Consider the following 22,899-nt stretch of genomic DNA (forward strand, 5'->3'; position numbering starts at 1 on the left):
TGCGAACGCTTGTGACATTGCCGCTCTTCGGGGGCGCACAGATGACGCTGCGCTCCGACGGTCAGCGCCTCGTCTTCGAGCGTCGCCTGTCGTCCACGCCCTGGTTCGTGCGCTACGCGGTTCGCCCGAAAGAGCTGTTGCGCGAGAATGCCACGCTGCTGCTCGGCGCAACCCTCCTGCTGTGTCTCTACGCGGCGGGCGTGTTCGCCGGGATGCGCTACATGCGACAGCGCATCATCGAACCGGCGCGCCAGCGCACGAAAGCGCTGCTCGAGCGCGACGCCTTCACTCAGACCCTCATCGAAACCGCGCCGGTCGGCATGGCGATCATCGACCCCTTCGAGCCGGCCGTGGTCATGAGCAATCCGGCGTATGCCGGCACCGTCGATCTGTTGCGTCATCTCGGCGACGGAGAGCTCACGCGCATGTATCGGCAGTTGCACAGCGGTGTGGTCGCGCGCCCCGTGCGACGCTTGCTCAGTGCGATGGACGACGCGGGAGAGCGCCACTATGCCGTGAGTTTCGTCGACACGGTGTTTCGCGAGCAGCCGGTGCTGATTGGCACGCTGTCGGACGTCACGGAGCAACGCCGGTTCGAGCTGGAGCAACGCAAGGCGCGCCTGGCAGCGGAAAGCGCGAATCGCGCGAAAGACGTCTTCCTGACTACAGTGAGCCACGAAATGCGTACGCCGTTGTACGGCACGCTGGCGTCGCTGGAGCTGTTGAGTGCGCAGAACCTGGGCGACGATCATCGCTATTACGTCGACGTGATGGAGAGCTCGACGCGCAACCTGCTCGATCTCATCAACGACCTGCTCGACTACTCGCGCATTCAGGTGGGGCGCTTCGAGCTGAATTCGCGCGACGGTTCCCTGCTCAAGGAGCTGGAGGCGGTCGGGCTGTCGTTTACCGGCCGCGCGCGATTGCAGGGACTGACGCTCGACTGGATGATCGATCCCCAGTTGTCCCGCGCCGTGCACACCGACGCGCTGCGACTCGGCCAGGTCGTCACGAATCTCGTCGGCAACGCGATCAAGTTCACCGAGAAGGGCCACGTGGCGTTCAGTGCCATGATCACTCGCGCCGACATGCAGGGGTGCGACGTCGCGTTCGCTGTCAGCGACAGCGGGGTCGGCATTGCGGCGGCGGACCTCGCCGATTTGTTCAAGCCCTTCGGCAAAAGCACGACAGAGCCGGGCATGCAGCACGGCACCGGACTGGGGCTGGCCATCTCGCACCAGTTCGTCGGCATGCTGGGCGGCGTGCTCCAGGTCGACAGCAAGGAGGGCGAGGGCACGACGATGCGTTTCACGCTGCGACTGCCGTGGGCACCCGACAGCGAGGCGCCTGCCGTCGTCGCCGCGGGCGAAACGTTCGCATATGTCAGTGCGTTGCCCCGTCGGCATTGGTATCTCGAAGCGCTGATTCGTCGTGCGGGCTATGAGCCCATGCAATACAGCGACGCCGTGACGTGGTCCACCGGCAGCGGGCGTTCGCAGGACGCGGGGTTGCTCCTGTTCGCCGACGAATGGCCGGTCCGGGGGATGGCCGGCGCGCAGGTCTACCTGCTGCGTGCGACACCGGTGGACCGCCCGGCGGGAAGTATGCCGGCATGGCCGAAGGACATTGCGTTGCTGCAACAGGCGGAGCTTTGGGATGCGTTGGGCGCGGTGCCACGTCGAGGACATGCGGCATCCGGTGGCGTGCAGGACGCCGCCCATGCACAGACCCGCGTGCGACCGCTGGCAGGGTGGTATGTGCTGGTCGCCGACGATCATCCGATCAGCGGCATGTTGCTCTCGCGTCAACTCGAGGGGCTCGGCGCGATGGTCGACTGCTACCACGATCCGCGCGAAGCGCTCGATGCGTTCGACGCGGAATCGCACATGCTCGTGATCACCGACGCGAACATGCCGCATGTATCTGGCCACGCGCTGGCGACCGCGATCAAGTCCAGGGCGCCGCATGTGCCGGTCGTGGTCGCCACGGCGGATGTGACGCTGCGCAACGATCGCGACGCCAGATCGCCCTATGACGCGGTTGTCTACAAGCCCGTGGACGCCCGTTCGCTGCTTCGCGTGATCGAACTCGTGCGTACACGCTACCCGTCGCTTTGCGTCGACATTGCCCCATTGGCGGATTCGGCGCGTCAGGTGGAAAGCGCGCTCGAGCCGGCGCCGGAGCCGGCGGTGGCCCGGGATTGGCGCTTGCCGCTCTCGGACATGCTCGATACGTTCGTGAAGATCGCGGATCAGGACATTGCAAACTGCCGGGCGGCATTGACCGAACTGTCGCGCGAAACGCTGCGGCATTCGGCTCACCGGCTGCGCGGTGGCTTCATGGCGTTCGGTCTGAGTTCACTCGCGTCGCTCGCGGCGCAGTTGGAACATCTGGCGCCGCAGGCGTCGGCCGGACAGATGGAGGCCGCGTTCGATGCGCTCGACGTCGCGTGGAACGACTGGCTTCGCGCCCAGGGGCACGCCATCGCGAGCCACGCCTGACGCGGCCATTACGAGGCGGCGTGGCTATTCCACGAAGTATTCCGAAATCAACTGCCGCAGCCATTGGTTGCCGGCATCCTGATGGTATCGCCGGTGCCAGAACACATTCGTCTGCAAGGCGGGAAGACGCACAGGCGGCTTGACGAATCGTAGGCCGAACGGGGCCGCGGCACGCTCGGCAAACTTCTGCGGTACCGTGACGACGAGGTCATTGGCGCTCACCACGTACGGTACGGCAATGAAGTGGGGTACCCAAAAGTTGGCGTCGGCGCCGAAGCCTGCTTGCGCGAGCAACTGATTTACGCGCGCATAGGGATTGTCGCCGGTGGCGACGAACAGATGCCGCGCTGCCTGGAATTCCTTGAGTCCCGAGCGTGCGTTGTCCAGCGCGTGGCCGATGCGAAACATGCTCACGTATCGTTGGCTGAACAGCCGGCGTTGGAAGAATGGCCCGGTCAGATCGTCAAACGCCCCGACGGCCAGGTCGATGCGCCCGGCCGCCATGGCTTCCTTCAGGTCGGGCAGGGTCGTTCGCACAGTGCGCACCCGTACCCCCGGTGCCAGCCGCGTGCACAGATCGACCAACGCCGGCATGAAGTACACCTCCCCGACGTCTGTCATCGCCAACGTGAATTCCCGCTGACTGCTTGCCGGATCGAACGCTTCCCGGTGGTTGATCGCCCGCGAAATACCCGAGAGCGCCGCGGAAACGGGTTCGGCAAGTGCCTCGGCAAACGGGGTTGGCTGCATGCCGGCCCCGGTGCGCGTGAACAACTCATCGTCAAAGGTCTGGCGCAGACGTGCCAGGCCATTGCTCACGGCCGGCTGCGACAGACCCAGTTCGCGTGCCGCCTGGGAGATGCTTCGATGGGTCAGCACCGCATGAAAAACGACCAACAGGTTCAAATCGACGTCGCGTAATGAAATCATGGCTCGGCGATTAGTATTCGCATTATGAATATAGTGGATTTGTCTATTTATATCGCAAAATTTGATGGCTTGTCGGACAATAAACGCATTCGAAATCAGGAGACGAGGGCATTCATGCGCCAAGCAGACCAAATTCAGGGGGAACTGGGCTATTTGTCCGGCTTTGCCAACGAGTTCGCGACCGAGGCACTTCCCGGCGCATTGCCGATCGGGCAAAACTCGCCGCAGCGGGCGCCGTATGGCCTCTACGCGGAGCAGCTTTCCGGCACGGCGTTCACGGCGCCGCGCGGCCATAACCGTCGTTCGTGGGTCTACCGGATTCGTCCTGCCGCCATGCACAAGCCGTTCGTGGCCGTGGAGCAGACGCGTTGGCTGAGCCGCTTCGACGCGGTACCGACGCCGCCGAATCAGATGCGCTGGGATCCGCTGCCGATGCCCGACGCACCCACCGATTTCGTCGACGGCATGGTGACGATGGCCGGCAACGGCGGACCGGATGGCGGCCACGGCTGCGGTATCCATGTCTACGCCGCCAACAAGTCGATGGACGGCCGGTTCTTCTACAACGCCGACGGTGAATTGCTGATCGTGCCGCAGGAAGGGCGTTTGCGCATCGCCACCGAATTTGGCGTGCTCGAAGTGGAACCCTATGAGATCGCCGTGCTGCCGCGCGGCGTGCGTTTCCGCGTCACGCTGCCCGACGGTCGTGCCCGCGGGTATGTGTGCGAGAACTATGGCGCGCTGTTCCGACTGCCGGATCTGGGCGTGATCGGCTCGAACGGCCTGGCGAATCCGCGCGACTTTCTCACGCCGGTGGCGGCCTACGAGGACGTGGAAGGCGACTTCGAACTGGTGGCGAAGTTTGGTGGCGCCCTGTGGCGCGCCGAAATCGGCCACTCGCCGCTCGATGTGGTGGCCTGGCACGGCAATTACGCGCCGTACAAATACGATCTGCGTCGCTTCAACACGATCGGCTCGATCAGTTACGACCATCCGGATCCGTCGATCTTCCTGGTGTTGCAATCGCAAAGCAATGCGCCGGGGGTGGACGATATCGATTTCGTGATTTTCCCGCCGCGCTGGTTGGCGATGGAGAACTCGTTCCGTCCGCCCTGGTTCCATCGCAACATCGCCAGCGAGTTCATGGGCCTGATCCACGGCGTGTACGACGCCAAGGCCGAGGGTTTCGTGCCGGGCGGTGCGAGCCTGCACAACTGCATGTCGGGCCACGGCCCGGATGCGGATACGTTCGAGAAGGCGTCCGCCGCCGATACGAGCAAGCCGCACAAGGTCGACGCGACAATGGCGTTCATGTTCGAGACGCCCGCGGTGATTCACCCCACGCGTTTTGCGCTCGAGACCAAACAGTTGCAAGACAACTACTACACCTGCTGGCAAGGTCTGAAGAAGCACTTCAACCCTGACCGGAAGTAAGCGGCGCCTGTCGCGTCACGATATTACCGAACCCTGAGACGGCCGGCTGCCTGCGCTTTGTGCGGGTTGCCGGCCGAAGCGCTCCCCCGAAGAAGGAACTCCCTCATGTCCGCACTTCCGCAAAGCTGGGTCGCGTCTGCCAACACCGGTACGACGGACTTCCCGCTGCAAAACCTGCCGTATGGCGTATTCAGCACCGCATCGCAACCGTCGCCGCGTGTTGGTGTGGCCATTGGCGACCAGGTGCTCGATCTGGCCGCGCTCGAAGCGGCCGGCGTGCTCCAGGCGGGGCCCTCGCCCGTCTTCGCGCAATCGTCGATCAACGCGTTTGTCGCGTTGGGCAGCGCTGCCTGGCGAGCCACGCGTGCGCGCCTCATCTCGCTGCTGGCCGCAGACGGTGATGCCGCACTGCGCGAGAACACGACGTTGCGCGCGAAAGCGCTTGTGCCGCTCGCCGACGCCACCTTGCACCTGCCGGTGCAGGTCCCGGGCTACACCGACTTCTACTCGTCGAAGGAACACGCCACGAACGTGGGCAGCATGTTCCGCGACCCCGCCAACGCGCTGTTGCCGAACTGGCTTGAGATCCCGATCGGTTACAACGGCCGTGCCAGCTCGGTGGTGGTGAGCGGCACGAACATCCATCGTCCGAACGGGCAGATCAAGCTGCCGGATCAGCCGCGCCCGATTTTCGACGGTTGCCGCAAGCTCGACTTCGAACTCGAAACCGGCTTCATCGTCGGTCGCGAGACTGCGCTCGGCGAATCGCTGAGTGTCGACGCCGCCGAGGCCGCCATCTTCGGCATGGTAATTCTCAACGACTGGTCGGCTCGCGATCTGCAACAGTGGGAATACGTGCCGCTCGGCCCGTTCAACGCAAAGACGTTCGGCACGTCGATCTCGCCGTGGGTCGTGACGATGGAGGCGCTCGAGCCGTTCCGAGTGGCGGGTCCCGAGCAGCATCCGGAACCGCTGCCGTACCTCCGCCAAGTCGGCAAGCACGCCTTCGACATCGAACTCGAAGTGTCGATGCAGGCCGAAGGCGATGCGCAGGCCACGTCCATTTGCCGGACCAATTTCCGCCACATGTACTGGAGCATGGCGCAGCAATTTGCGCATCACACTGTCTCCGGCTGCAATGTGCGCGTGGGCGACCTGATGGGCTCGGGCACGATCAGCGGGCCGACGCCCGACTCGTTCGGCAGCCTGCTCGAGTTGACGTGGAACGGCAAGCATCCGATCACCCTCGCCAGCGGCGCCAAGCGCACCTTCATCGAGGACGGCGATACGGTCGTGATGACGGGCTGGTGCCAGGGCGACGGCTATCGCATCGGCTTCGGCGAGGTCGCGGGCAAGATTCTGCCTGCCAAGGCGCAATAACGAGCGACCCGGGACATGAGACCGGCCATGCGCCAATAGGCCGGGTCGGGTCTCACTGACGCTCGTCGAATGCCGTTGCGCGGTACCCGGTCTCACACCGGTCGCCGCGCTCGGAGACGCACAGCGCGCTGTGCCGGTTCGCCGGCCGGCGCGCTTGTCGTTTCCGCAGACGCCATGCGTGTTCGTATTTATGCCCCCGAGGTGGGGGGCGACGCAAGGCGCAGCCACCAAGGATTGACGCGCCCGACGAGCAGGCTGGCGCTCACGCGGCAACGTGTCGGTGTGTACTCAAGTTCGTTGCCGACGCGGCGCAGTAGCGGTGGGTCGCCGAGGCGCGCCCTGCGCGGAATGCGCGGCGCGCGTGGCTTGTGCTGAGCGCGCGCAAGACGTGAGGTGCGCGAGGAAGCTGCTGCGTTGCGTGACATTCGAGCTCTCCCGAATCATGTGAGTAGGGAAGCATTTAGCCACGCCGGGGCGAAGTGCGACAGGTGAAGCGGTCTGAAAAATCGGGCCGATTTGCGTGACGAGGAGGTTTTCCGGACCGCGCAAATCGGCGCGCAGGGTTATGGCCTCCGATTGCCGGGGGGTGTCCCGGCAGCGGGTGCCTTGGCGAGCGCATTGGCGCCAGACGAATCGTCGGCGGTCGACCTGCCCTGCGTGCCCGGCACGCTCGTCGCATCGGGGACTGCCGCCGAAGATGGCGAGGGCGCCCCGCTGGGTGCCATCGGGGGGCGGTTCAGCCCTTCGTTGATCCATGCCGTCAGCAACGTATAGGTCACCGCGAGAATCACCGGCCCGACGAACAGGCCGACGATACCGAACGTCAACATGCCGCCGAGCACGCCGGCGAGAATCAGCGTCATCGGCAGGTCGGCGCCACGCCGAATGAGCATGGGACGCATGACATTGTCGAGCATGCCGATGAACACCGAGAGTACGAGCAGGAGCGTGGCGAGGGTGGGGCTGTCCTGCCAGTAAAGCCACGCGACGCTCGAGAGCAACACCGGAAACGGCCCGATCTGCGCAATGCACAGCACGAGCATCAACGCGGTCAGGAAGCCGGAAAGCGGCACACCCGTGAGCCATAATCCGAGCCCACCGAGCAGCGATTGCGTCACGGCGGTCACGACGATGCCCAGGGCCACCGCGCGAATCGACATGCCAGCCAATCGCACCGACTCCTCGCCGCGGTCACCGCCCAGTCGACGCGCCATGCGAATGAGTGCGCGCGCCGCACGTTCGCCTTGCATGAACAAAATGCCGGAAATGATGAGCGTCAGGCCGAGGTGGACCACGAGCAATCCGATCGACCCGAGCTTTGCGAATCCCCAGGACGCCGCCTTCGCGGCGTAAGGCTGGATCTTCGCGACCAGACCATCGGGCCCGGCCGCGGCAAGGGTCTGCCACTCCTCGCTGGCGCGCTGGCCAATCACCGGCAGGCGGGCGAGCCAGTCGGGCGGCATCGGCAGGCCGCGTTGACCGAACGCATGCACCTGTTCGCTGATATCCGACGCGTGACCGATCAATGTGCCGATCGCGGCCGACAGGGGGGCGACGACGATGATCAGCATGCCGATGATCATGACCGTGGTCGCCAGCCAGCGCTTGCCCCACAGGCGCCTTTGCAGGCCGACGAGCAATGGCCAGGTGGATGCCACGATCGTGACTGCCCAGATGAAAGCCGGGAGGAAGGGCAACAGGACCCACAAGGTACCGATCATCAACAGGCTGAGCACGAGGATGACCAGCAGGTTACGGGCGAGTTCGCTCGGGGTGGTGGAAAGCATAGGCGCTCCGGCAGGCAGGGCGTGACGCGTCGTGCGGTGCGTCCGAAAGGGGATTCATGCGCATCGATTGCGCTCTGGGAGCAAGATGCCACGCCGGGCCAGCCACGGCAAGTGCGCGCAACACTTCGTCACAAAGGCGTCGTGCGGGGCGCTTCGTCCGCCGAGGATGCCGAAGACGCAGAGGAAGGTGAGGACGAGCGTTGATCCGGCGCGACGCAGGTGCCATGCCTGCGCGTTTGCGGCTTCGACACCGGCGGCGCACGAAGCGCCCGTTGCGAGGCGGAGGCGAGTGGAAGGCGCGGGATGACGTCCCCGATGTCCGTGCCGGGCATCGGCAAGAAGACCGAATCGTCGCCGGATGTGTCGCCGGGGTCCGTGAGGGAGTCGCTCGCGTCGCTCGGAAGGGCGGGTCGGCCGAGCGGGCTGTCCGGTGTCCCGGCATACGAACTGGTCGACGCGCGGCCCGAGTCGGCCTGCGATGTCACGGTGGCCGTGCTGACCTTCGGACGGCCGCGTCGGCGCGTGTATGCGGTGGCCATGTCGTCGTTTCGCGCCGCCATGCCCTGCAACGCGACAATGCCGCCGATCAGTCCGTACAGCACACCGAGCACGGACAGCCCGTGCCAGTCGACGTCGGTCCCCTGCTGGCCCGCCGCTGCGGGCGCCGATGTGGCGTTGGCCGAGAGCGGGGCGCCGGGCTCGGCCATTGCCTCGCCGTCCTGAGCCTGCGCGGCGCCGTCGTGCAGGGTCGACAGGAAATAGAAGCCCAGCGTCAACGTCGCCCATATCGCTTTCGGGGCGGTCGACCGTACCAATCCCGAGAATTGGTGCCAGACGGACGGCCAACTGCCGCCGGCGCCAGTATCGGTGCCGGTGCGACAGATCAGGTCGGCAAAGCGGTCCTGGATGGCGATTTCCAGCGCCGCATACTCCCTCGGCATGGAAAGACGGTCGATGGCGGGTCCGAGCAAAGCGCCGGGAATCGGGGCGAGCAGAATTTCGAGTGCGGAGTGAATCGTGTTGCCGAAACGGTGCGACATCAGTCCGGGAACGCACGCCGTCAGGCCGGCTTCGGCGACCACGCGTCCCAGGTTGCGCAGCAATCCGTAGCACAGGACGAAGGCGGCAACGTGCCCGAGCACTTCGCGTACCGGACAACGAAGCATGCGCGCCAGGGCCTCCTGAGCCTGCGCGGGCGTGGCTCGTCCCAGGCGGCTGGCGAACGTGGGATGGACGGCGTTGAAGCGCGCCATGCCGAGCAGATTGACGAGCACCACGCCCGCCGCCTCCACCGGTGGCCACAGCACGGACCGCGAGCGCCCCGGATCGACGAGATCGGCCAGCATCGACAGCAGTGTCGAGCCGAGCGCAAATGGCAATGCATCGCGCTCGAGGCCTGCACGCGTGGCCCGCCATGAAAGCCCGGGATGCTCGTGGCGAATGAGTTCGCCCAGGCGCTGCCGGAACTTCGCGGCGTCCAGTCCGCGCTGCGACAGGATCTGCGCCTCCACCCGCAGGTGCGGCTGCAGATTGTCGAACCAGACAGGATTGGGTCGGTCCTCCGAAGCGCGGTCCGTGTCACCGTTTCCCGGCGACGCGCGGAAGCGATGCAGGCGTTCGAACCGGCGCAGCGCGGGCAGCGCAACGTCGTCGCGAAGTGCGGTGTAGATCTGCTCGGTGCGTGAAACGCTGTCGTCCACGACGCGGCGAATCGACGGCGTCGCCGTCGCCTCGTTCGAGACTTGCAGCGGCGCGGGGCGGCGGGCCACCAATTGCCGTTCGTCATGTCGCGCTCGCACGCGTGTCGGTGCCGCGGGGCCCGGTCGACAGGCCGACGTGCCAACCGCCGTCTGACGGGCGTGGGCGAAATCGTCGGCGAGGCCGCCATGGCAGGCGACATTCGGCGTGGATGGGGCGTGATTCGCGTAGATATGGAGGAGCGTCGAGCTGGCGGATTGCGAGGAGAACCATGAGTTGGGCATGTCGTCGATGGACAGCCGGACACACGCAAATCCCTTTGCCCGCGCCGCTCGCCGCCATTTCGCAGATGAAAAGATGTCGGCGATGGTACCTTCAACCCCGTGCCCCGACGACGCCCATTTGTGCGTTTGGAAACGTTCATGCGCGAAGTTGCGTAGGGGCGAGGGCCCGCAGGCGCTTCGCCGTCCTCCCGCCGGCCAGATGTCGACGCCAGGTGTCGCCCCGTCGCCAGCGCGCGCTCAGGCCGGCACAACCATCACACCGGCGCGCAAACCGTTTGCGACATTCGGATTCGGAAACACGATGCGCTCTTCCGGGTGCGAGACGATGTACGTGTTCTCGCCATCGCGCGCGAGCACCGTGCCGGCCGGGTAGGGCGTGAAATTCGGCGTGTCGGCGGGCACGTCGAGCACGAACGCGTCGGTGTGTCGAACGATTTCCGCGGCCACGCGAAAACGCCGCGCCTGCCGGGTCTGGCCGCTGTCACGTGCACCCATCTCGTCGCCTGAGAGCCAGCGCCGCAGCGCGGCGTCGATGCCGACGAAATCGGCGAGCCGGTTCTGGCCGAAAGGCGCGACTTTGCCGAGTTCCAGCGTGCAGCTCTCGGCGCCAAAGCGGGCGCAGGTGTAATAGGAGAACGTCACGGAAGGTTGCTCGGTCAGCATGACGGCGTCGATGTCGGCGGCGGCGAGCGTGTCGAGCCATGCATCATCCGGCACGTGCTGCGCCGTGCCGGGCACCACGGCGAAGCGCGGGAAAAGCGACGCGCGGATCGCCGTGTGCATGTCGACATGGCGTCGCTTGCGGCGCACGCCGCCGACGCCCGAGAAGAACTGCCCCACGATGACCTCGAGCTCACGTGCGCGCTGTACGGCCGGGGATTCGGCGCGCGTGGCGTGAGCGCCCTGGAACAGCCGGTTGAGGTCGTACTCGAGATAGCGCTTGCCCGCCCGCACGGCGTCCGGGTTGCCGAGCACGACGAGCACGCGCTCGCGCAACGTCAGGCGTGCGTCGGCGATATCGCGCAAGATGCCGTCGACGATTTCGATCGGCGCCGTCTCGTCGCCGTGAATGCCGCACGAGAGAATCGCATCGAAACGATGGCCGTGGGTCGTGCCGCCTGTTGCTGCCGGCGTCAGTTCGAGCACGCCCTCCGCATGTCGTCGCCAGCGAACGCCGCAGGGGTCGATGCCTTCGCCGTGAGGGGCATCTGGCGATTCATGCGAATCGCGTACGTCGCTTAGCCAACGACGCAGGGGTGAGCGATCAGCAGCGGTCATGGTGGGGAATCTCCGGAAACTCAGGCCCTCATTCTATGCGTGTCTTCGCGATGACCTTGATCTGACGCGGACGATGTCGGTCTGACGCGGGCTTGGCGCAACGTGCGACGCGCGCACATTGTTCCGGCTCTCGAATCCGTGTCATCATGATCCGCATTGCACGCCGCGCTATCGGGCGTGGCCTCGGGAATTGTCGTTCATGGCCGATCTCTATATCGAAGGTCTCTGGCGCGGCGCCGGCGGGGCGGAACTCCAATCGGTCGACCCCGTGTCGGGCGATGTCGTCTGGCGCGGCCACGCGGCCGATGCGGCGGATGTCGACGCCGCCGTGCAGGCCGCGCGACGCGCGCAGCACGATTGGTCGCGTTGGCGACTCGACGAGCGACTTGAGGTATTGCAGCGCTTTGCCGCGCTAGTGACGGAACGAACACAGTCGCTGGCGGATGCCATTGGCCGAGAGACAGGCAAGCCGCTGTGGGAAGCGCGTACGGAAGTGGCGACCATGGCCGCCAAGGTTGCGCATTCGGCGAAGGCCCATGAGGAGCGCACGGGAGAGCGACGCAGCGCCGTCGCGGACGCTCGCGGTGTGGTTCGACATCGCGCGCATGGCGTCATGGCGGTCTTCGGCCCCTACAACTTCCCCGGGCATCTGCCTAACGGGCACATCGTGCCCGCGCTGCTCGCGGGCAATACGGTGGTGTTCAAGCCGAGCGAGCTGGCGCCCGGCGTCGCCGAGCAATCGCTGCAATGCTGGATCGACGCCGGCGTTCCACCCGGTGTGCTCAATCTTGTGCAGGGCGCACGCGATACCGGTGTCGCGCTCGCCGCGCACGACGGGATCGACGGCGTGTGCTTCACCGGAAGCTCGGCCACGGGGCGCGCGCTGCACCAGCAATTCGCGGGACGCCCCGAGAAGATCCTGGCACTGGAGATGGGCGGCAACAATCCGCTGGTTGTCGACGTCGTCCGCGATCTCGATGCGGCCGTGCACGTGGCCGTTCAGTCAGCGTTCTTGTCGGCCGGGCAACGTTGCACATGTGCACGCCGCCTGATCGTGCCGCGCGGGGCGCAGGGCGATGCTTTCATCGAACGGCTGGCGTTCGTCACCCGGCGCATCGCCGTTGGGCGTTATGATGCCGACCCTCAGCCGTTCATGGGCGCGGTCGTGTCGTTGCAGGCGGCCCGCCGCATGATCGCCGCGCAGGCGGAACTGATGGGGCTTGGCGCGCGTATCGTCGTGCCGCTCGCGCAACCCGACGGGAGAAGCGCATTGCTCACCCCCGGCATTATCGACGTGAGCGCGCTCGCGGCGCGCGATGCGCTGCCGGACGAAGAGTATTTCGGTCCGCTGTTGCAACTGCTGCGCTACGACACGTTCGACGAGGCGATCGCGCTGGCCAACCGCACGCGCTACGGGTTGGCCGCGGGCCTGTTGTCGGACGATCCGTCTCGCCATGCGCGGTTTCTCTCCGAAATCCGTGCGGGCATCGTCAACTGGAACCGGCCGACGACCGGGGCCGCCGGAAGCGCACCGTTCGGCGGCATCGGGGCGTCGGGCAATCATCGACCCAGCGCTTGGTACGCAGCGGATTACTGTGCGTACCCGATCGCATCCATGGAAGCCGATCACCCGGTCATGCCGGCGTCCCTGAGTCCGGGGCTGGACTTCACGGTGGCTTGACCGCATGCATCGCATCCACGATGCCGCTGCTCCGTAACTTCGTTATTCAGGAATCGTCATGACGCGTTTTGCCATCGAAGCCAACTTCGACGGATTGGTCGGCCCCACGCATAATTATGCAGGGCTGTCGTTCGGCAACGTTGCCTCGGCGAACAACGCCAATCGCGTCTCAAATCCGCGCGAGGCGGCGTTGCAGGGGCTGGCCAAGATGAAGGCGCTGGCCGATCTCGGTTATGCCCAGGGGGTATTGCCGCCCCAGGAGCGCCCGTCGGTGGCCATGCTTCGCACGCTGGGGTTCTCCGGCAGCGACGAGGCGATGATTCGCGAGGCCGCGCGCACCGCGCCCGCGTTGCTGGGCGCCGCCTGTTCGGCGGCGAGCATGTGGACAGCCAACGCCGCAACGGTGAGTCCGTCGGCCGATACCGCAGACGGCCGGGTGCATTTCACGGCGGCCAACCTTTGCAGCAAGCTGCACCGTGCCATCGAACACGACACCACGTCGCGCGTGCTGCGCGTCGCGTTCGGCGACGCCTCGCATTTCGCGCATCACGACGCCCTCCCGGGCTGGCCGTCGCTCGGCGACGAGGGCGCGGCCAATCACACGCGCCTGTGCGGCGCCTATGGCGAGCGCGGCGTCGAGTTCTTCGTGTACGGCCGTGACGATCTCTCGAGCGCGCCCGCACCGCGCCGCTTCCCCGCGCGTCAGACACTACAGGCCAGCCAGGCGATTGCGCGGCTGCACGGGCTGGCCGAGGACGATGTGGTGTTCGCGCAGCAACACCCGGACGCCATCGACGCCGGTGTTTTCCACAACGACGTGATTGCCGTGGGCAACGGCAACGTCCTGTTCTGCCACGCGCAGGCGTTCGTCGATCAACCGGCGGTGTTGGCGCGGCTGCGCGAGCGGCTTGCCGCGCGCGGCGCCGAGTTGGAGGTGATCGAAGTATCTTCTGACGCCGTCTCTCTTGAAGACACGGTCGGCAGCTATCTTTTCAACAGCCAGTTGCTCGCCCGCCCGCCGGATGCGGGGGACGGAATGCGTCTGGTCGTGCCGCAGGAGTGCCGTGAGCGCACGGCGGTCTGGCGCTATCTCGAATCGCTCGTGGCCGACGACGGCCCGATTCGCGAGCTGCATGTCTTCGATCTGCGCGAGAGCATGCGCAACGGTGGCGGGCCGGCGTGCCTGCGGCTTCGGGTTGTGCTGACGGAACAGGAGCGGCGGGCAACACACGCCGGCCTTTGGATCGACGACGCGCGCTATGCCGCGTTGACCGACTGGGTCAAGCGCCACTATCGAGACCGGCTGGCCGTGAGCGATCTGGCCGACCCGGCGCTGCTCGACGAGTGCCGCACCGCGCTCGACGACCTTACCCGCCTGCTGGGCCTGGGCGCAGATCTCTACCCGTTCCAGCGCAATGCCTGACCCGACGTCCGGTGCACTTGCACATGCGGTTCTGTTTGCTATCTGTTACCTCTGGGAGGAGTTGATTCGATGACCACGATCATTGGTTTGTCCGGCAGCCTGCGCAAGGGCTCTTACAACACGGCGCTGCTGGAGGCGGCCAAAGCGGTGGCGCCGGCGGGCGTCACGCTCGACATTCGCACGCTGCACGGCATTCCGCTATACGACGGCGATGTCGAGGCGAGCGAGGGAATTCCGGCGGCCGTCACCACGCTCAAGGACGCCATTGCGAACGCCGACGGCGTGCTCCTGTCGACCCCCGAGTACAACAACGGCATGCCGGGCGTCTTCAAGAATGCCATCGATTGGCTATCGCGGCCGCCTGCCGATAGCGCGCGAGTGTTTCGCGGCAAGCCGGTAGCGATCATGGGGGCGTCGCCCGGCGGCTTCGGCACGATCCTCAGCCAGGACGCATGGCTGCCGGTGCTTCGCACGCTCCAGACGACCCCTTGGTGGCAGGGCCGATTGATGGTGTCGCATGCCAACAAGGCCATCGACGCCGACGGCAAGCTGCAGGACGATGCGGTGCGCCAGCAATTGGCCGCCTTCGTCGAAGGCTTCGTGATGTTCCTGAGACAGGGAAATGTTCATGGCTGATTAAGTGCATTTAAATCAATGGCTTGCGGGAATATATTGAGGTGATTTATTCGGTGTGCAGGTGACGCGAACCTTCCCCAATCGCCATGGACGAACGGATAAGCGATGCGATTTACCCATCGTCCGGCGATGCACTATGCTGGATGGAACGTGTCGGCCGACACGTCGATCGCGTCCTGCCTTTCACCCGGGGTGTCGCCATGCAAATCGAGTTTCCGGATCACCGTCCCGTGTTCAACTATGAGGACCTGACGATCGAATTCGCGGTTGTCGTGAATGGCCGCCCGATCGATTGCGCCGTATCCGCCGAAGCGCTGGAGGATCACTTCGGCGCTTATTCGGCGCGCGCGGACGATCTGCTGCATGCCTTCGAACACGGTCGCAGTCATATCGAGGCGCTCACGCGTCAATACTTGACGATGGGGCTGGCCGGCCCGGTGCTGCTGCGCAGCGGGCATTTTCGCTGGGTGCGCGAGGCGCGGCGTCAGGAGGCGGGGCGATAACCGCCACTGGCGCTGACGCCTTCTCTACGGAGACGTTGACATGCGTCAACGGTCGGCATGATTAGGCATGCGACTCAATTGGCGAGCCAAAGGGTTCGGCGTAGACTTCAATTGTCATTCGGGTGAACGCGCGATGCGTAACCCGAGCGGCACTATTGCCGATAACGATAAGGAGTCGCCATGGGTTCGGAATTCCGCGTCGTCATTGCCTCGATCGCGGCGTTCATGACGCTGGGCGGGGCATTCGCCACCATTCACGGGTTGCTGTACGACAAATCGCAAGTCATGCACGGCGGCGTGATCACCGTGCTGTTCGGCATTCTGTTCATCGTCGTGATGCTCACGCCGTGGCCGCGCGACGAGGAGCGCGATACACCGTCCAAGCCCTGAAGGGGACTAACGTTCCCGTCGATGGCGACCTACACTGCTAAGTGAGGGACGCCGTCGAAGCCGCCCGGGCGCCGCGTGAGCGGCGCTCGCATCGATCTCCTGCGTGCAGCGCTTCGCAACGGGCGTGGCCTCGTGGTGAGGTGACGTATGTGTTCCGATCTGCGCGTCGCAATTGCCTCCATCACTTCGTTCGTGATGCTCGGAGGCATTTTTGCCACGATTCACGGTCTGCTGTTCAACCTGCCCGACGTGTCGCGCTACGGCGTGGCCGCCGTCCTGCTGGGGGCGACCTGTACCGCGACCATGTTGATTCCCTGGGGCGCGCGCGACCAGACGTGAGATGCCCGAGGCCGTTGACGTCAGGTCCCGTGCATGGGGCGTCGTGAAGCGTGGTGCGTCGTCTGGGAGACCGGATCGCGGCTTCAGCGGGCCGTCGGGCCGAGGCGCGCGCGCAGGCACATGAACGCAGGCACCTGTGACAGTTCGTCGTAGAGGCGACGATCGACGGCTTTCATTTCCGGTTGCGGCAGAGGCTCGACCATGCGCTCGAGCTGCCAGCCAGCGCCTGCGGCGGCGTTCAGAATGTCCGCCAACGGGCGACGGAACGACTCCACGTACGGCTTGGGTTCGCCAAATCCGCTCCAGTACATCCCGAATTTCGTGGTGTCGAAGTACGGGCGGTTGCGGCGAGTGCGCTCGTCGAGCCAGTCGCGCATCGGATGTCCCATCGACCAGACGAGTGTCGCGCCCGGGCGCGACACGCGGGCGAACTCGTGAAACGTCGGCACGAGGTCTTCCACATAATCGAGGGCAAGTGCGCTCACGATGGCGTCGAAGCTGTTGTCCGCCAGCGTCTCGAAGCGGGTGCCGAGATCCTGAATATCGAACTTGGCGTTCATCCCTTCGCAGCGCCGGCGCGCCAGCGTGATCATCTCCGGCGTCACGTCGATGCCATGCACGCTCGCGCCTTGTTCGACCAGCCAGGCGCTGTTGATGCCCGGGCCGCAACCGGCGTCGAGCACGTGAAGCCCGCCCACGCTGCCGAGCAGCGCGCGGGTCGCGGGGCGCTCGTAGAGCGCATTGTGCGGTTTCGTGACGGCAATTTGCGCGTAGCGCTCCGCGAAGCTGGCATAAGCGGCGCGTCCCATCGACGCCGAATCGGATGACGACATGCGTGACTCCCTGAGCGAACGGAAAAATGGGGGGCGATTGTAACGCCAAAGCGCCCGATGTTCATGGCAGGCGTCACATGGCGACGGCACGGGGGCGCCGGGGCCATGGCAATGCGAGCCGGGCCTTCGATGTGGGACAATATCGGGCTTCGACGCCGCCCATCGACTCGAGCGCCCGTGTTTCCAGGTATTCGACGGGTGCGGCGGCTGCCGTGACACCGATATCCTGCCATTCCGATCCCAGCGCATGACCCCGACCCACGTTTCCCGGACCTCGCCCGATCTTCCGACCTCGGCGAGCGTCGACCCCATCGATGTCGCCGTGATCGGCGCCGGCCCGGCGGGGCTGATGGCCGCCGAAGTGCTGGCGGCGGACGGGTGGCGTGCCCACGTGTATGACGCGATGCCGTCGGTGGGGCGCAAGTTTCTGATGGCGGGCAAGGGGGGCATGAACCTCACGCACAGCGAAAGCGCCGGGCCGTTCGTGGCCCGCTACGGCACGCGTGCGAATGAAGTCGGACAGTGGTTGCGGCGCTTTGGTGCCGACGACGTGCGCACCTGGGCCCACCGGCTGGGCATCGATACTTTCGTTGGCACCTCGGGGCGAGTGTTTCCCGTCGACATGAAGGCGGCGCCGCTCCTGAGGGCGTGGCTCGCACGCCTGCGCGCATCGGGCGTCCGCCTGCACGTCCGGCATCGCTGGCTGGGTTGGGAGCCCTGCGCGACGTCGGACGGCGTGCATCGGCTCCGGTTCGCCACGCCGCAAGGCGAGCTGGAGATCCGCGCCAAGACCGTTGTGCTGGCGCTGGGTGGCGCGAGCTGGCCGCAGTTGGGATCGGACGCCGCATGGGTGCCCTGGCTACGCGAACGCGGGGTGGACGTTGCGCCGATGCGTCCGGCCAATGCCGGGTTCGAGGTGGACTGGACGCCGCACATGCGTGAGCGGTTCGCCGGCCAGCCGGTCAAATCCGTGACCCTGTCGCTGCCCGGCGGGCAGGCGCGCCGGGGCGAGTTCGTGATTTCGGAGCATGGCATCGAGGGTAGCCTGGTGTACGCCATGTGCGCCCCGATTCGTGATGCGATCGCCGCCGATGGCCAGGCTACGGTCTACCTCGATCTGCTGCCTGACTGGCCGCTGGAGCGGGTGGTCGGGGAAGTGAATCATGCGCGCGGATCGCGCTCCATGGCGAGCCATCTGCAAAGCCGGCTGGGGATCGCGGGCGTGAAGGCCGGTTTGCTGCGGGAGTGCCTGCCGCGCGAGACGTTCGATTCGCCGGCGGCGCTCGCCGCCGGCATCAAGCGGCTGCCATTGACGTTGCTGCGCACGCGCCCGATCGCCGAAGTCATCAGCAGCGCCGGTGGCGTGTCGCTCGACGCACTGGATGCGCACCTGATGATCCGCGCGCTCCCGGGCGTGTTCTGTGCGGGAGAAATGCTCGACTGGGAGGCGCCGACAGGCGGCTATCTGCTTACGGCCTGTTTCGCGAGCGCGTGCGTGGCGGGCGACGGCGCGGCTACCTATCTCAAGTCGCTGCGCTGAACGCTCGCCGACACTTCGGGCCGGCGCGTGGCGGGGCGCGCGCTCAGGGGGCGCCCGGGATCCCGGGATTCGCCCGCGGGGCGCTCCGGCGTGCTCAGGCGGGCCGAACGCCCAGGCGCCAGAGCGAGGTGACTTCGGCACGGCGCGCCGCGTGCAACGGATCGCTGGCGTCGCCCGCCTTGGGGTGGTGCGGTCGCACGTCGTGGCGTGCGAGCACGACCAGTCCGGCCCCGTGAATCCACGAGAGCAGCGTCTCGCGCGTGCGCAGGCCCAGATGCTCGGCCAGATCCGACAGGATCAGCCAACCTTCGCCGCCGGGGCTCAGGTGGGCCGCCAGGCCATTGAGAAAGCCCTTGAGCATCTGGCTGTCGGGGTCGTAGATCGCATGCTCGATCGGCGCGTTGGCCTTTGCGGGCAACCAAGGCGGGTTACAGACGATCAGTGGCGCGAGGCCTTCCGGGAACAGGTCTGCCTCGACGATCCTCACGCTTCGCTCGTATCCCAGTCGCGCGATGTTCTCGCGGGCACACGCCAGTGCGCGGGCGTCCCGGTCGGTGCCGATGACCTGCTGCACGCCGCGGCGCGCGAGCAGGGCGGCGATCACGCCGGTACCCGTGCCCACGTCGAACGCCACCGACTTGGCCGGCAGCGGCGCCTGATCGATCAACTGGAGATACTCGCCGCGCACCGGCGAGAACACGCCGTACCACGGGTGGATGGACGCGCCGAGCGCGGGGATCGCCACGCCTTTCTTGCGCCATTCGTGCGCGCCGATCAAGCCCAGAATTTCGCGCAACGAGGCCACCGATGGCATGTCGTCGGGCGCGCCCCAGGCCTCGGTGCACGCCTCGCGAACGTCGGGCGCGCGACGTAACGGAATGCCGTAATCGGCGTCGAGCGGGATGAGCACCATGCCCAGAATGCGTGCGCGCTGGGCCTGCGCCATGCGATGCTTGTGAAACGCCTCGGCCGGGCCGGTGGCGGCGTCCGCGTGGCCGGAGGTCTTGCGGCGCTGGCGATGCGGCGGACGATCCACGCGCCGGGCCATCGCCTGCATCAACTGCCGTGCATTCTGGTAATCGCCGCGATACAGCACGGCGGTGCCGCCGCAGGCGAGGTGGTAGGCCTCGTCGGCGGTGAGGGTGTCGTCGACGACTTCGACGCGACGCGGCGCCGCCACACCCGCTTCGGAGCGCCAGCGCGCTGTCAAGGGGCGACCGTCTTCGGTCCAGGCAAGCGTCGGGGTGGTATTCATGCGGTGTCTTCTGTCATTCGTGACGGCGCGATTGCGCCGGAAGCCCGCATTATGCCTGTGTTGACGGACCGACGTCCGGATTTGGCCGCCTCGGGCGCGGTACTACGCAGCGCGGCCGGGGGCGTCGAACAGCAAGGCGATGGCTTCGCGCAACACGCCTTCCAGTATCGGATCGATACCTTGTACCGGGCCGTCGGGCATGGCGGGCGATGGTCCCCCATGGCGCAGCGCGGCGGCCATGTGTGTGAGGATCGACGCGGCGGGGTGAACGGGCGCGGTGTGATCGTCACCGTGCGGTACGGTGTCGGTGATGGCGTTCGCCACGCGTTCCAGTCCGATGAGTGCCGGCCACCAGCGCGCGGCCCGGCGGCTCACCAGCGGCGGTTCGGACAGGGCGCGTTGAAGCGCCACGCGGGCGTCGTCCAGCGATTTGTAGGCGGCGCGCCGGGCCGCGAACGCCGCGTCCGCGTCATGTGCGTCGGCCAGCGCGGCATAGCGTCCCAATGCGTCGACGGCGTTGGCCACGCGCTCGTCGAGCTGGCGACGCTCCCACTTCGCCCACGGCAGATAGCCCACGAGGAGCACGATAGCGCAGGCCGCGACGGCATCGACGAAGCGCGCGAACGCGATGTCCTGACTGCCTGGCTGCAGCGCGCCCATCACCAGCATCAGGATGGGCAGCAGCAACGCGCTGAACAAGCCGTAGTTCCGCCGCAGGGCCCACGGCAGGCAGGCCGCGAGCGGGATCAGGGCGGCCAGGCTGACCAGACCGTTGCGGTCCACGGCCACGACCGCCGCCGAAACGGCCACCCCGACGATGCTGCCCACGCCGCTTTGCAGCGCGCGGGCAAATACGGAGCCGAAGTTCGGCTTGAAAATCACCACGACGATCAGAGGCACCCAGTACGAGCGCGGCAACTCGGTCACGGCGATGCATAGCTGGGCGGCGAGCACGCACAGACCGATGCGCAGCAAATAGCGCCAAACGTCGGGCCACGGCCACTTGGGCACCCAGCGAGGATGCGCGACTGCCCGTGCCTGATGCCGTGCCAGCGCCTCCAGCGGCGCCTCGACGGTCCGCACGGTGCCGCTGAGCAGGGGTTCGGCGCGGTGCAGCGCGGCGGCCAGCGATGGCGCGTGATGGTCGCTCGCCACGGCGGCGGCCGCTTCGACGTCGATGGGGCGGTCACGCGCGATGCTTCGAGCGATGCCATACAGTGCACGCCCGAGCGGTGCGGGCACGGGTTGCCCCCCTGCGCCAGGGCGATGACCGCCGAAGTCATGGGTTCGGCCGCCAGCACCTGGGCGGCGCGACGCTCCAGCAGGTCCCGGCCGCTTGCGGTGCTGGCGCGCGCCGTGAGCAGTGTGTCGCAGGCAGCGGCGATGGCGTTCTCGAGCGAGCGGCGCGCCAGCCGCACGCGTGGCGTGCCGCTCGCATCGAGGACGTTCGCCAGTTGCTGGTAAATGGCGGCGACGGCGTCGCGCTCGGCCGCGCCCGGATGCCGGAGCCAGTGAATGGCCATGAGCAGCACGCTGAAGACGCCGCCGGCGGCCAGCAGCAGGGGCGCTCGCCATTCAGGCGGCGGCAGCGCCAACCCCCATCCCACCAGAAGGTAAATGGCGCCCTGCAGGGTCGCCGCCGACGCCACGTTGCCGAACGTGCCCGCGAAGCTGAGCAACAGGATCGCCAATTGCAACAGCACATGCGCCAGCCACGGGTGGGTCAGGCCCACGTCGTGAATCAGCATTCCCGCGTGGAAGCCCACCACGCCGGTGGCGATGGTCAGCAGGATGGAGCGCGCGCGCGAGCGGTAAGGACCGGTGCGGTCACCGGTGATGGCGGGCAGGGCGCCCAGGGCGATGAGGGACGCGTCCGCGCCATGGCCGATCGCCGCGCCGATGGCGGTGGGGATGGCGACGGAGAGCGCGGCGTGCACGGCATCCCAACGCGAGAAGGCGACGGGCTCCAGCCGGGCGAGACGCGAGACCCAGGCAACGCGGCGGCCGGGTTCCGTGGAAGCGGACATGATCCGGGCGTGCGCGCGGTCGTCAGGACGCGCGCGGCGAGGCGTCGGCGTCCGTGAGCGGCATGAGCCGGCCCTGGCCGCGAATCCACGCGTGATCGGCTCGCGCGGCCATCTCTCTGTCCCCCCGGCTGTCGCCATAGGCGAACAGCACGCGCGGCGGATTGTCGCCCCACCACGCCTCGAGGCGCCGTACCTTTTCGGGACCCCAGCAATTGGGCTTCGAGAATTGCCCGGAAAAGCGTGCCTGCTCGTCGTAGGCCAGCTCGGTGCTCAAGACGGCTTCGAACCCGACGGACGCCGCCCAGGGGCGCAGGTACAACCCCGGCGACGCACTCACCAATACCACGCGATGCCCTAGCGCACGATGCTGCCGCAATCGGGCGAGCATCTCCGGACGCAGCAGTCGGGGCAGGCGGTGAGCGACGAAATGTTGTGCGTCTCGCTCCAACTGGGCCTTTTCGCGCGCGCCGAGCGAGGCGCGCAGGAACGCCGCCTTGGCGGTGCCCCGGTCGACGACGCGCAGGGCGGCGCCGATGAGCCATGGCGCGGCGAGCACGGCGCCCGCGACGAATCGCGGCGTGCCGATCGTGTCGCGCACGAACACACGCAGGCTGTCAGTGGTGGAAATCGTGCCGTCGAAATCGAAGGCGGCGACGATGGAGGTGTCCGGCATGCGAGCTCAGTGCGCCGCGCGCGAATTGGCAACGGCGACGAGGTGGGGCCAACGCTCTGCGGCCTGCCGATAGGCCGCCACGGCTTGTTCGTCCCGATAGAACGGCAACACGTCGCTGCCGATGACGTCGCGCAGGCGATCGACGTCCGAGGGGTGGCGTCGCTCGATCATCGTGTCGGCGTTGTCTGGCAAGGGGGTGTGGGACGGTTCGTTCCGGGTCATGTCGGGCATTCTATACGGTGGCGAAGGCGCACGGCAACGATGGTTGTCGACCCGTCGGCCGTTGTACCGGCGGTACGACACCCGG

20 protein-coding genes are annotated in these 22,899 nt (G+C 66.7%); 10 read left to right on the forward strand and 10 right to left on the reverse strand.

Annotated features, from left to right (window positions below; all coding sequences use genetic code 11):
• The first annotated feature begins 41 nt into the window (after positions 1–41).
• Positions 42–2,501, forward strand: a complete 2,460-nt coding sequence (locus tag LV28_RS35080; RefSeq protein ID WP_069106827.1) for an ATP-binding protein — start codon at positions 42–44, stop codon at positions 2,499–2,501.
• Positions 2,502–2,525: 24 nt separating this feature from the next.
• Here the strand turns inward: LV28_RS35080 and LV28_RS35085 are convergent, their stop codons facing one another.
• Positions 2,526–3,431 (reverse strand): LysR family transcriptional regulator, encoded by a 906-nt coding sequence (locus tag LV28_RS35085; protein ID WP_023595806.1) that lies wholly within the window; start codon positions 3,429–3,431, stop codon positions 2,526–2,528.
• 114 nt (positions 3,432–3,545) lie between these two features.
• On the opposite strand from LV28_RS35085, the gene hmgA reads away from it, so the two are divergent.
• Positions 3,546–4,865: a homogentisate 1,2-dioxygenase gene (gene hmgA, locus LV28_RS35090; RefSeq protein WP_023595807.1), complete on the forward strand. Its 1,320-nt coding sequence runs from the start codon at positions 3,546–3,548 to the stop codon at positions 4,863–4,865.
• Between the two features lie 105 nt (positions 4,866–4,970).
• Positions 4,971–6,245 carry a fumarylacetoacetase gene (gene fahA / locus LV28_RS35095; protein WP_025249098.1) on the forward strand — a complete coding sequence of 425 codons (1,275 nt, stop codon included), beginning with the start codon at positions 4,971–4,973 and terminating at the stop codon, positions 6,243–6,245.
• Positions 6,246–6,808: 563 nt separating this feature from the next.
• On the opposite strand, the gene ydiK is transcribed toward fahA, so the two are convergent.
• From ydiK to astE, 3 genes are all read right to left on the reverse strand, one after another.
• Positions 6,809–8,032 carry an AI-2E family transporter YdiK gene (gene ydiK, locus LV28_RS35100; RefSeq protein ID WP_023595809.1) on the reverse strand — a complete coding sequence of 408 codons (1,224 nt, stop codon included), beginning with the start codon at positions 8,030–8,032 and terminating at the stop codon, positions 6,809–6,811.
• Between the two features lie 128 nt (positions 8,033–8,160).
• Positions 8,161–10,014 (reverse strand): hypothetical protein, encoded by a 1,854-nt coding sequence (locus LV28_RS35105; protein WP_038617684.1) that lies wholly within the window; start codon positions 10,012–10,014, stop codon positions 8,161–8,163.
• Positions 10,015–10,251: 237 nt separating this feature from the next.
• Positions 10,252–11,292 carry a succinylglutamate desuccinylase gene (astE, locus tag LV28_RS35110; RefSeq protein ID WP_038617682.1) on the reverse strand — a complete coding sequence of 347 codons (1,041 nt, stop codon included), beginning with the start codon at positions 11,290–11,292 and terminating at the stop codon, positions 10,252–10,254.
• Between the two features lie 199 nt (positions 11,293–11,491).
• Here astE and astD point away from each other — a divergent pair, with 199 nt between their 5' ends.
• The 6 genes from astD to LV28_RS35140 all read left to right on the forward strand — a co-directional run bounded on the left by astD (position 11,492) and on the right by LV28_RS35140 (position 16,264).
• The gene (gene astD, locus LV28_RS35115; RefSeq protein WP_038617680.1) at positions 11,492–12,973 is read left to right on the forward strand and encodes a succinylglutamate-semialdehyde dehydrogenase; all 1,482 of its coding nucleotides are present in this window, start codon (positions 11,492–11,494) and stop codon (positions 12,971–12,973) included.
• A 58-nt stretch (positions 12,974–13,031) separates the two neighbouring features.
• A complete protein-coding gene (gene astB, locus LV28_RS35120) occupies positions 13,032–14,396 on the forward strand; it encodes an N-succinylarginine dihydrolase (protein WP_038617678.1) in 1,365 nt (454 codons plus the stop codon).
• 69 nt (positions 14,397–14,465) lie between these two features.
• Entirely contained in the window at positions 14,466–15,032 is a 567-nt protein-coding gene (locus tag LV28_RS35125; protein WP_038617676.1) for an NADPH-dependent FMN reductase, read from the forward strand.
• Between the two features lie 200 nt (positions 15,033–15,232).
• Complete coding sequence (locus tag LV28_RS35130; RefSeq protein ID WP_023874471.1) at positions 15,233–15,535, forward strand: DUF1488 family protein; 303 nt, start codon at positions 15,233–15,235, stop codon at positions 15,533–15,535.
• A gap of 180 nt (positions 15,536–15,715) precedes the next feature.
• Positions 15,716–15,925: a DUF2964 family protein gene (locus LV28_RS35135; RefSeq protein ID WP_023595816.1), complete on the forward strand. Its 210-nt coding sequence runs from the start codon at positions 15,716–15,718 to the stop codon at positions 15,923–15,925.
• A gap of 147 nt (positions 15,926–16,072) precedes the next feature.
• Positions 16,073–16,264 (forward strand): DUF2964 family protein, encoded by a 192-nt coding sequence (locus LV28_RS35140; RefSeq protein WP_023874470.1) that lies wholly within the window; start codon positions 16,073–16,075, stop codon positions 16,262–16,264.
• A gap of 83 nt (positions 16,265–16,347) precedes the next feature.
• Here the strand turns inward: LV28_RS35140 and LV28_RS35145 are convergent, their stop codons facing one another.
• On the reverse strand, positions 16,348–17,097 hold the full coding sequence (locus LV28_RS35145) for a class I SAM-dependent methyltransferase (RefSeq protein WP_023874469.1): 750 nt from the start codon (positions 17,095–17,097) through the stop codon (positions 16,348–16,350).
• A gap of 247 nt (positions 17,098–17,344) precedes the next feature.
• Between LV28_RS35145 and LV28_RS35150 the strand changes: the two genes are divergently transcribed.
• The gene (locus LV28_RS35150) at positions 17,345–18,637 is read left to right on the forward strand and encodes a TIGR03862 family flavoprotein (RefSeq protein WP_023595818.1); all 1,293 of its coding nucleotides are present in this window, start codon (positions 17,345–17,347) and stop codon (positions 18,635–18,637) included.
• A 94-nt stretch (positions 18,638–18,731) separates the two neighbouring features.
• Here LV28_RS35150 and LV28_RS35155 read toward each other — a convergent pair whose 3' ends face one another.
• The 5 genes from LV28_RS35155 to LV28_RS35175 all read right to left on the reverse strand — a co-directional run bounded on the left by LV28_RS35155 (position 18,732) and on the right by LV28_RS35175 (position 22,814).
• The gene (locus LV28_RS35155) at positions 18,732–19,892 is read right to left on the reverse strand and encodes a methyltransferase (RefSeq protein ID WP_038617674.1); all 1,161 of its coding nucleotides are present in this window, start codon (positions 19,890–19,892) and stop codon (positions 18,732–18,734) included.
• 102 nt (positions 19,893–19,994) lie between these two features.
• On the reverse strand, positions 19,995–20,867 hold the full coding sequence (locus tag LV28_RS49345) for an FUSC family protein (RefSeq protein WP_058371645.1): 873 nt from the start codon (positions 20,865–20,867) through the stop codon (positions 19,995–19,997).
• The gene (locus tag LV28_RS49350) at positions 20,816–21,919 is read right to left on the reverse strand and encodes a YccS family putative transporter (RefSeq protein WP_058371646.1); all 1,104 of its coding nucleotides are present in this window, start codon (positions 21,917–21,919) and stop codon (positions 20,816–20,818) included. The genes LV28_RS49345 and LV28_RS49350 overlap by 52 nt, the downstream gene beginning before the upstream one ends.
• A 22-nt stretch (positions 21,920–21,941) precedes the next feature.
• Positions 21,942–22,592, reverse strand: coding sequence for an HAD-IB family hydrolase (locus tag LV28_RS35170; protein ID WP_023595821.1), 651 nt, complete (start codon positions 22,590–22,592; stop codon positions 21,942–21,944).
• Positions 22,593–22,598: 6 nt separating this feature from the next.
• On the reverse strand, positions 22,599–22,814 hold the full coding sequence (locus LV28_RS35175) for a hypothetical protein (RefSeq protein WP_141571682.1): 216 nt from the start codon (positions 22,812–22,814) through the stop codon (positions 22,599–22,601).
• Positions 22,815–22,899: the final 85 nt, after the last annotated feature.

This window comes from Pandoraea pnomenusa, assembly GCF_000767615.3.
GTDB classification, from domain to species: Bacteria; Pseudomonadota; Gammaproteobacteria; order Burkholderiales; family Burkholderiaceae; genus Pandoraea; species Pandoraea pnomenusa.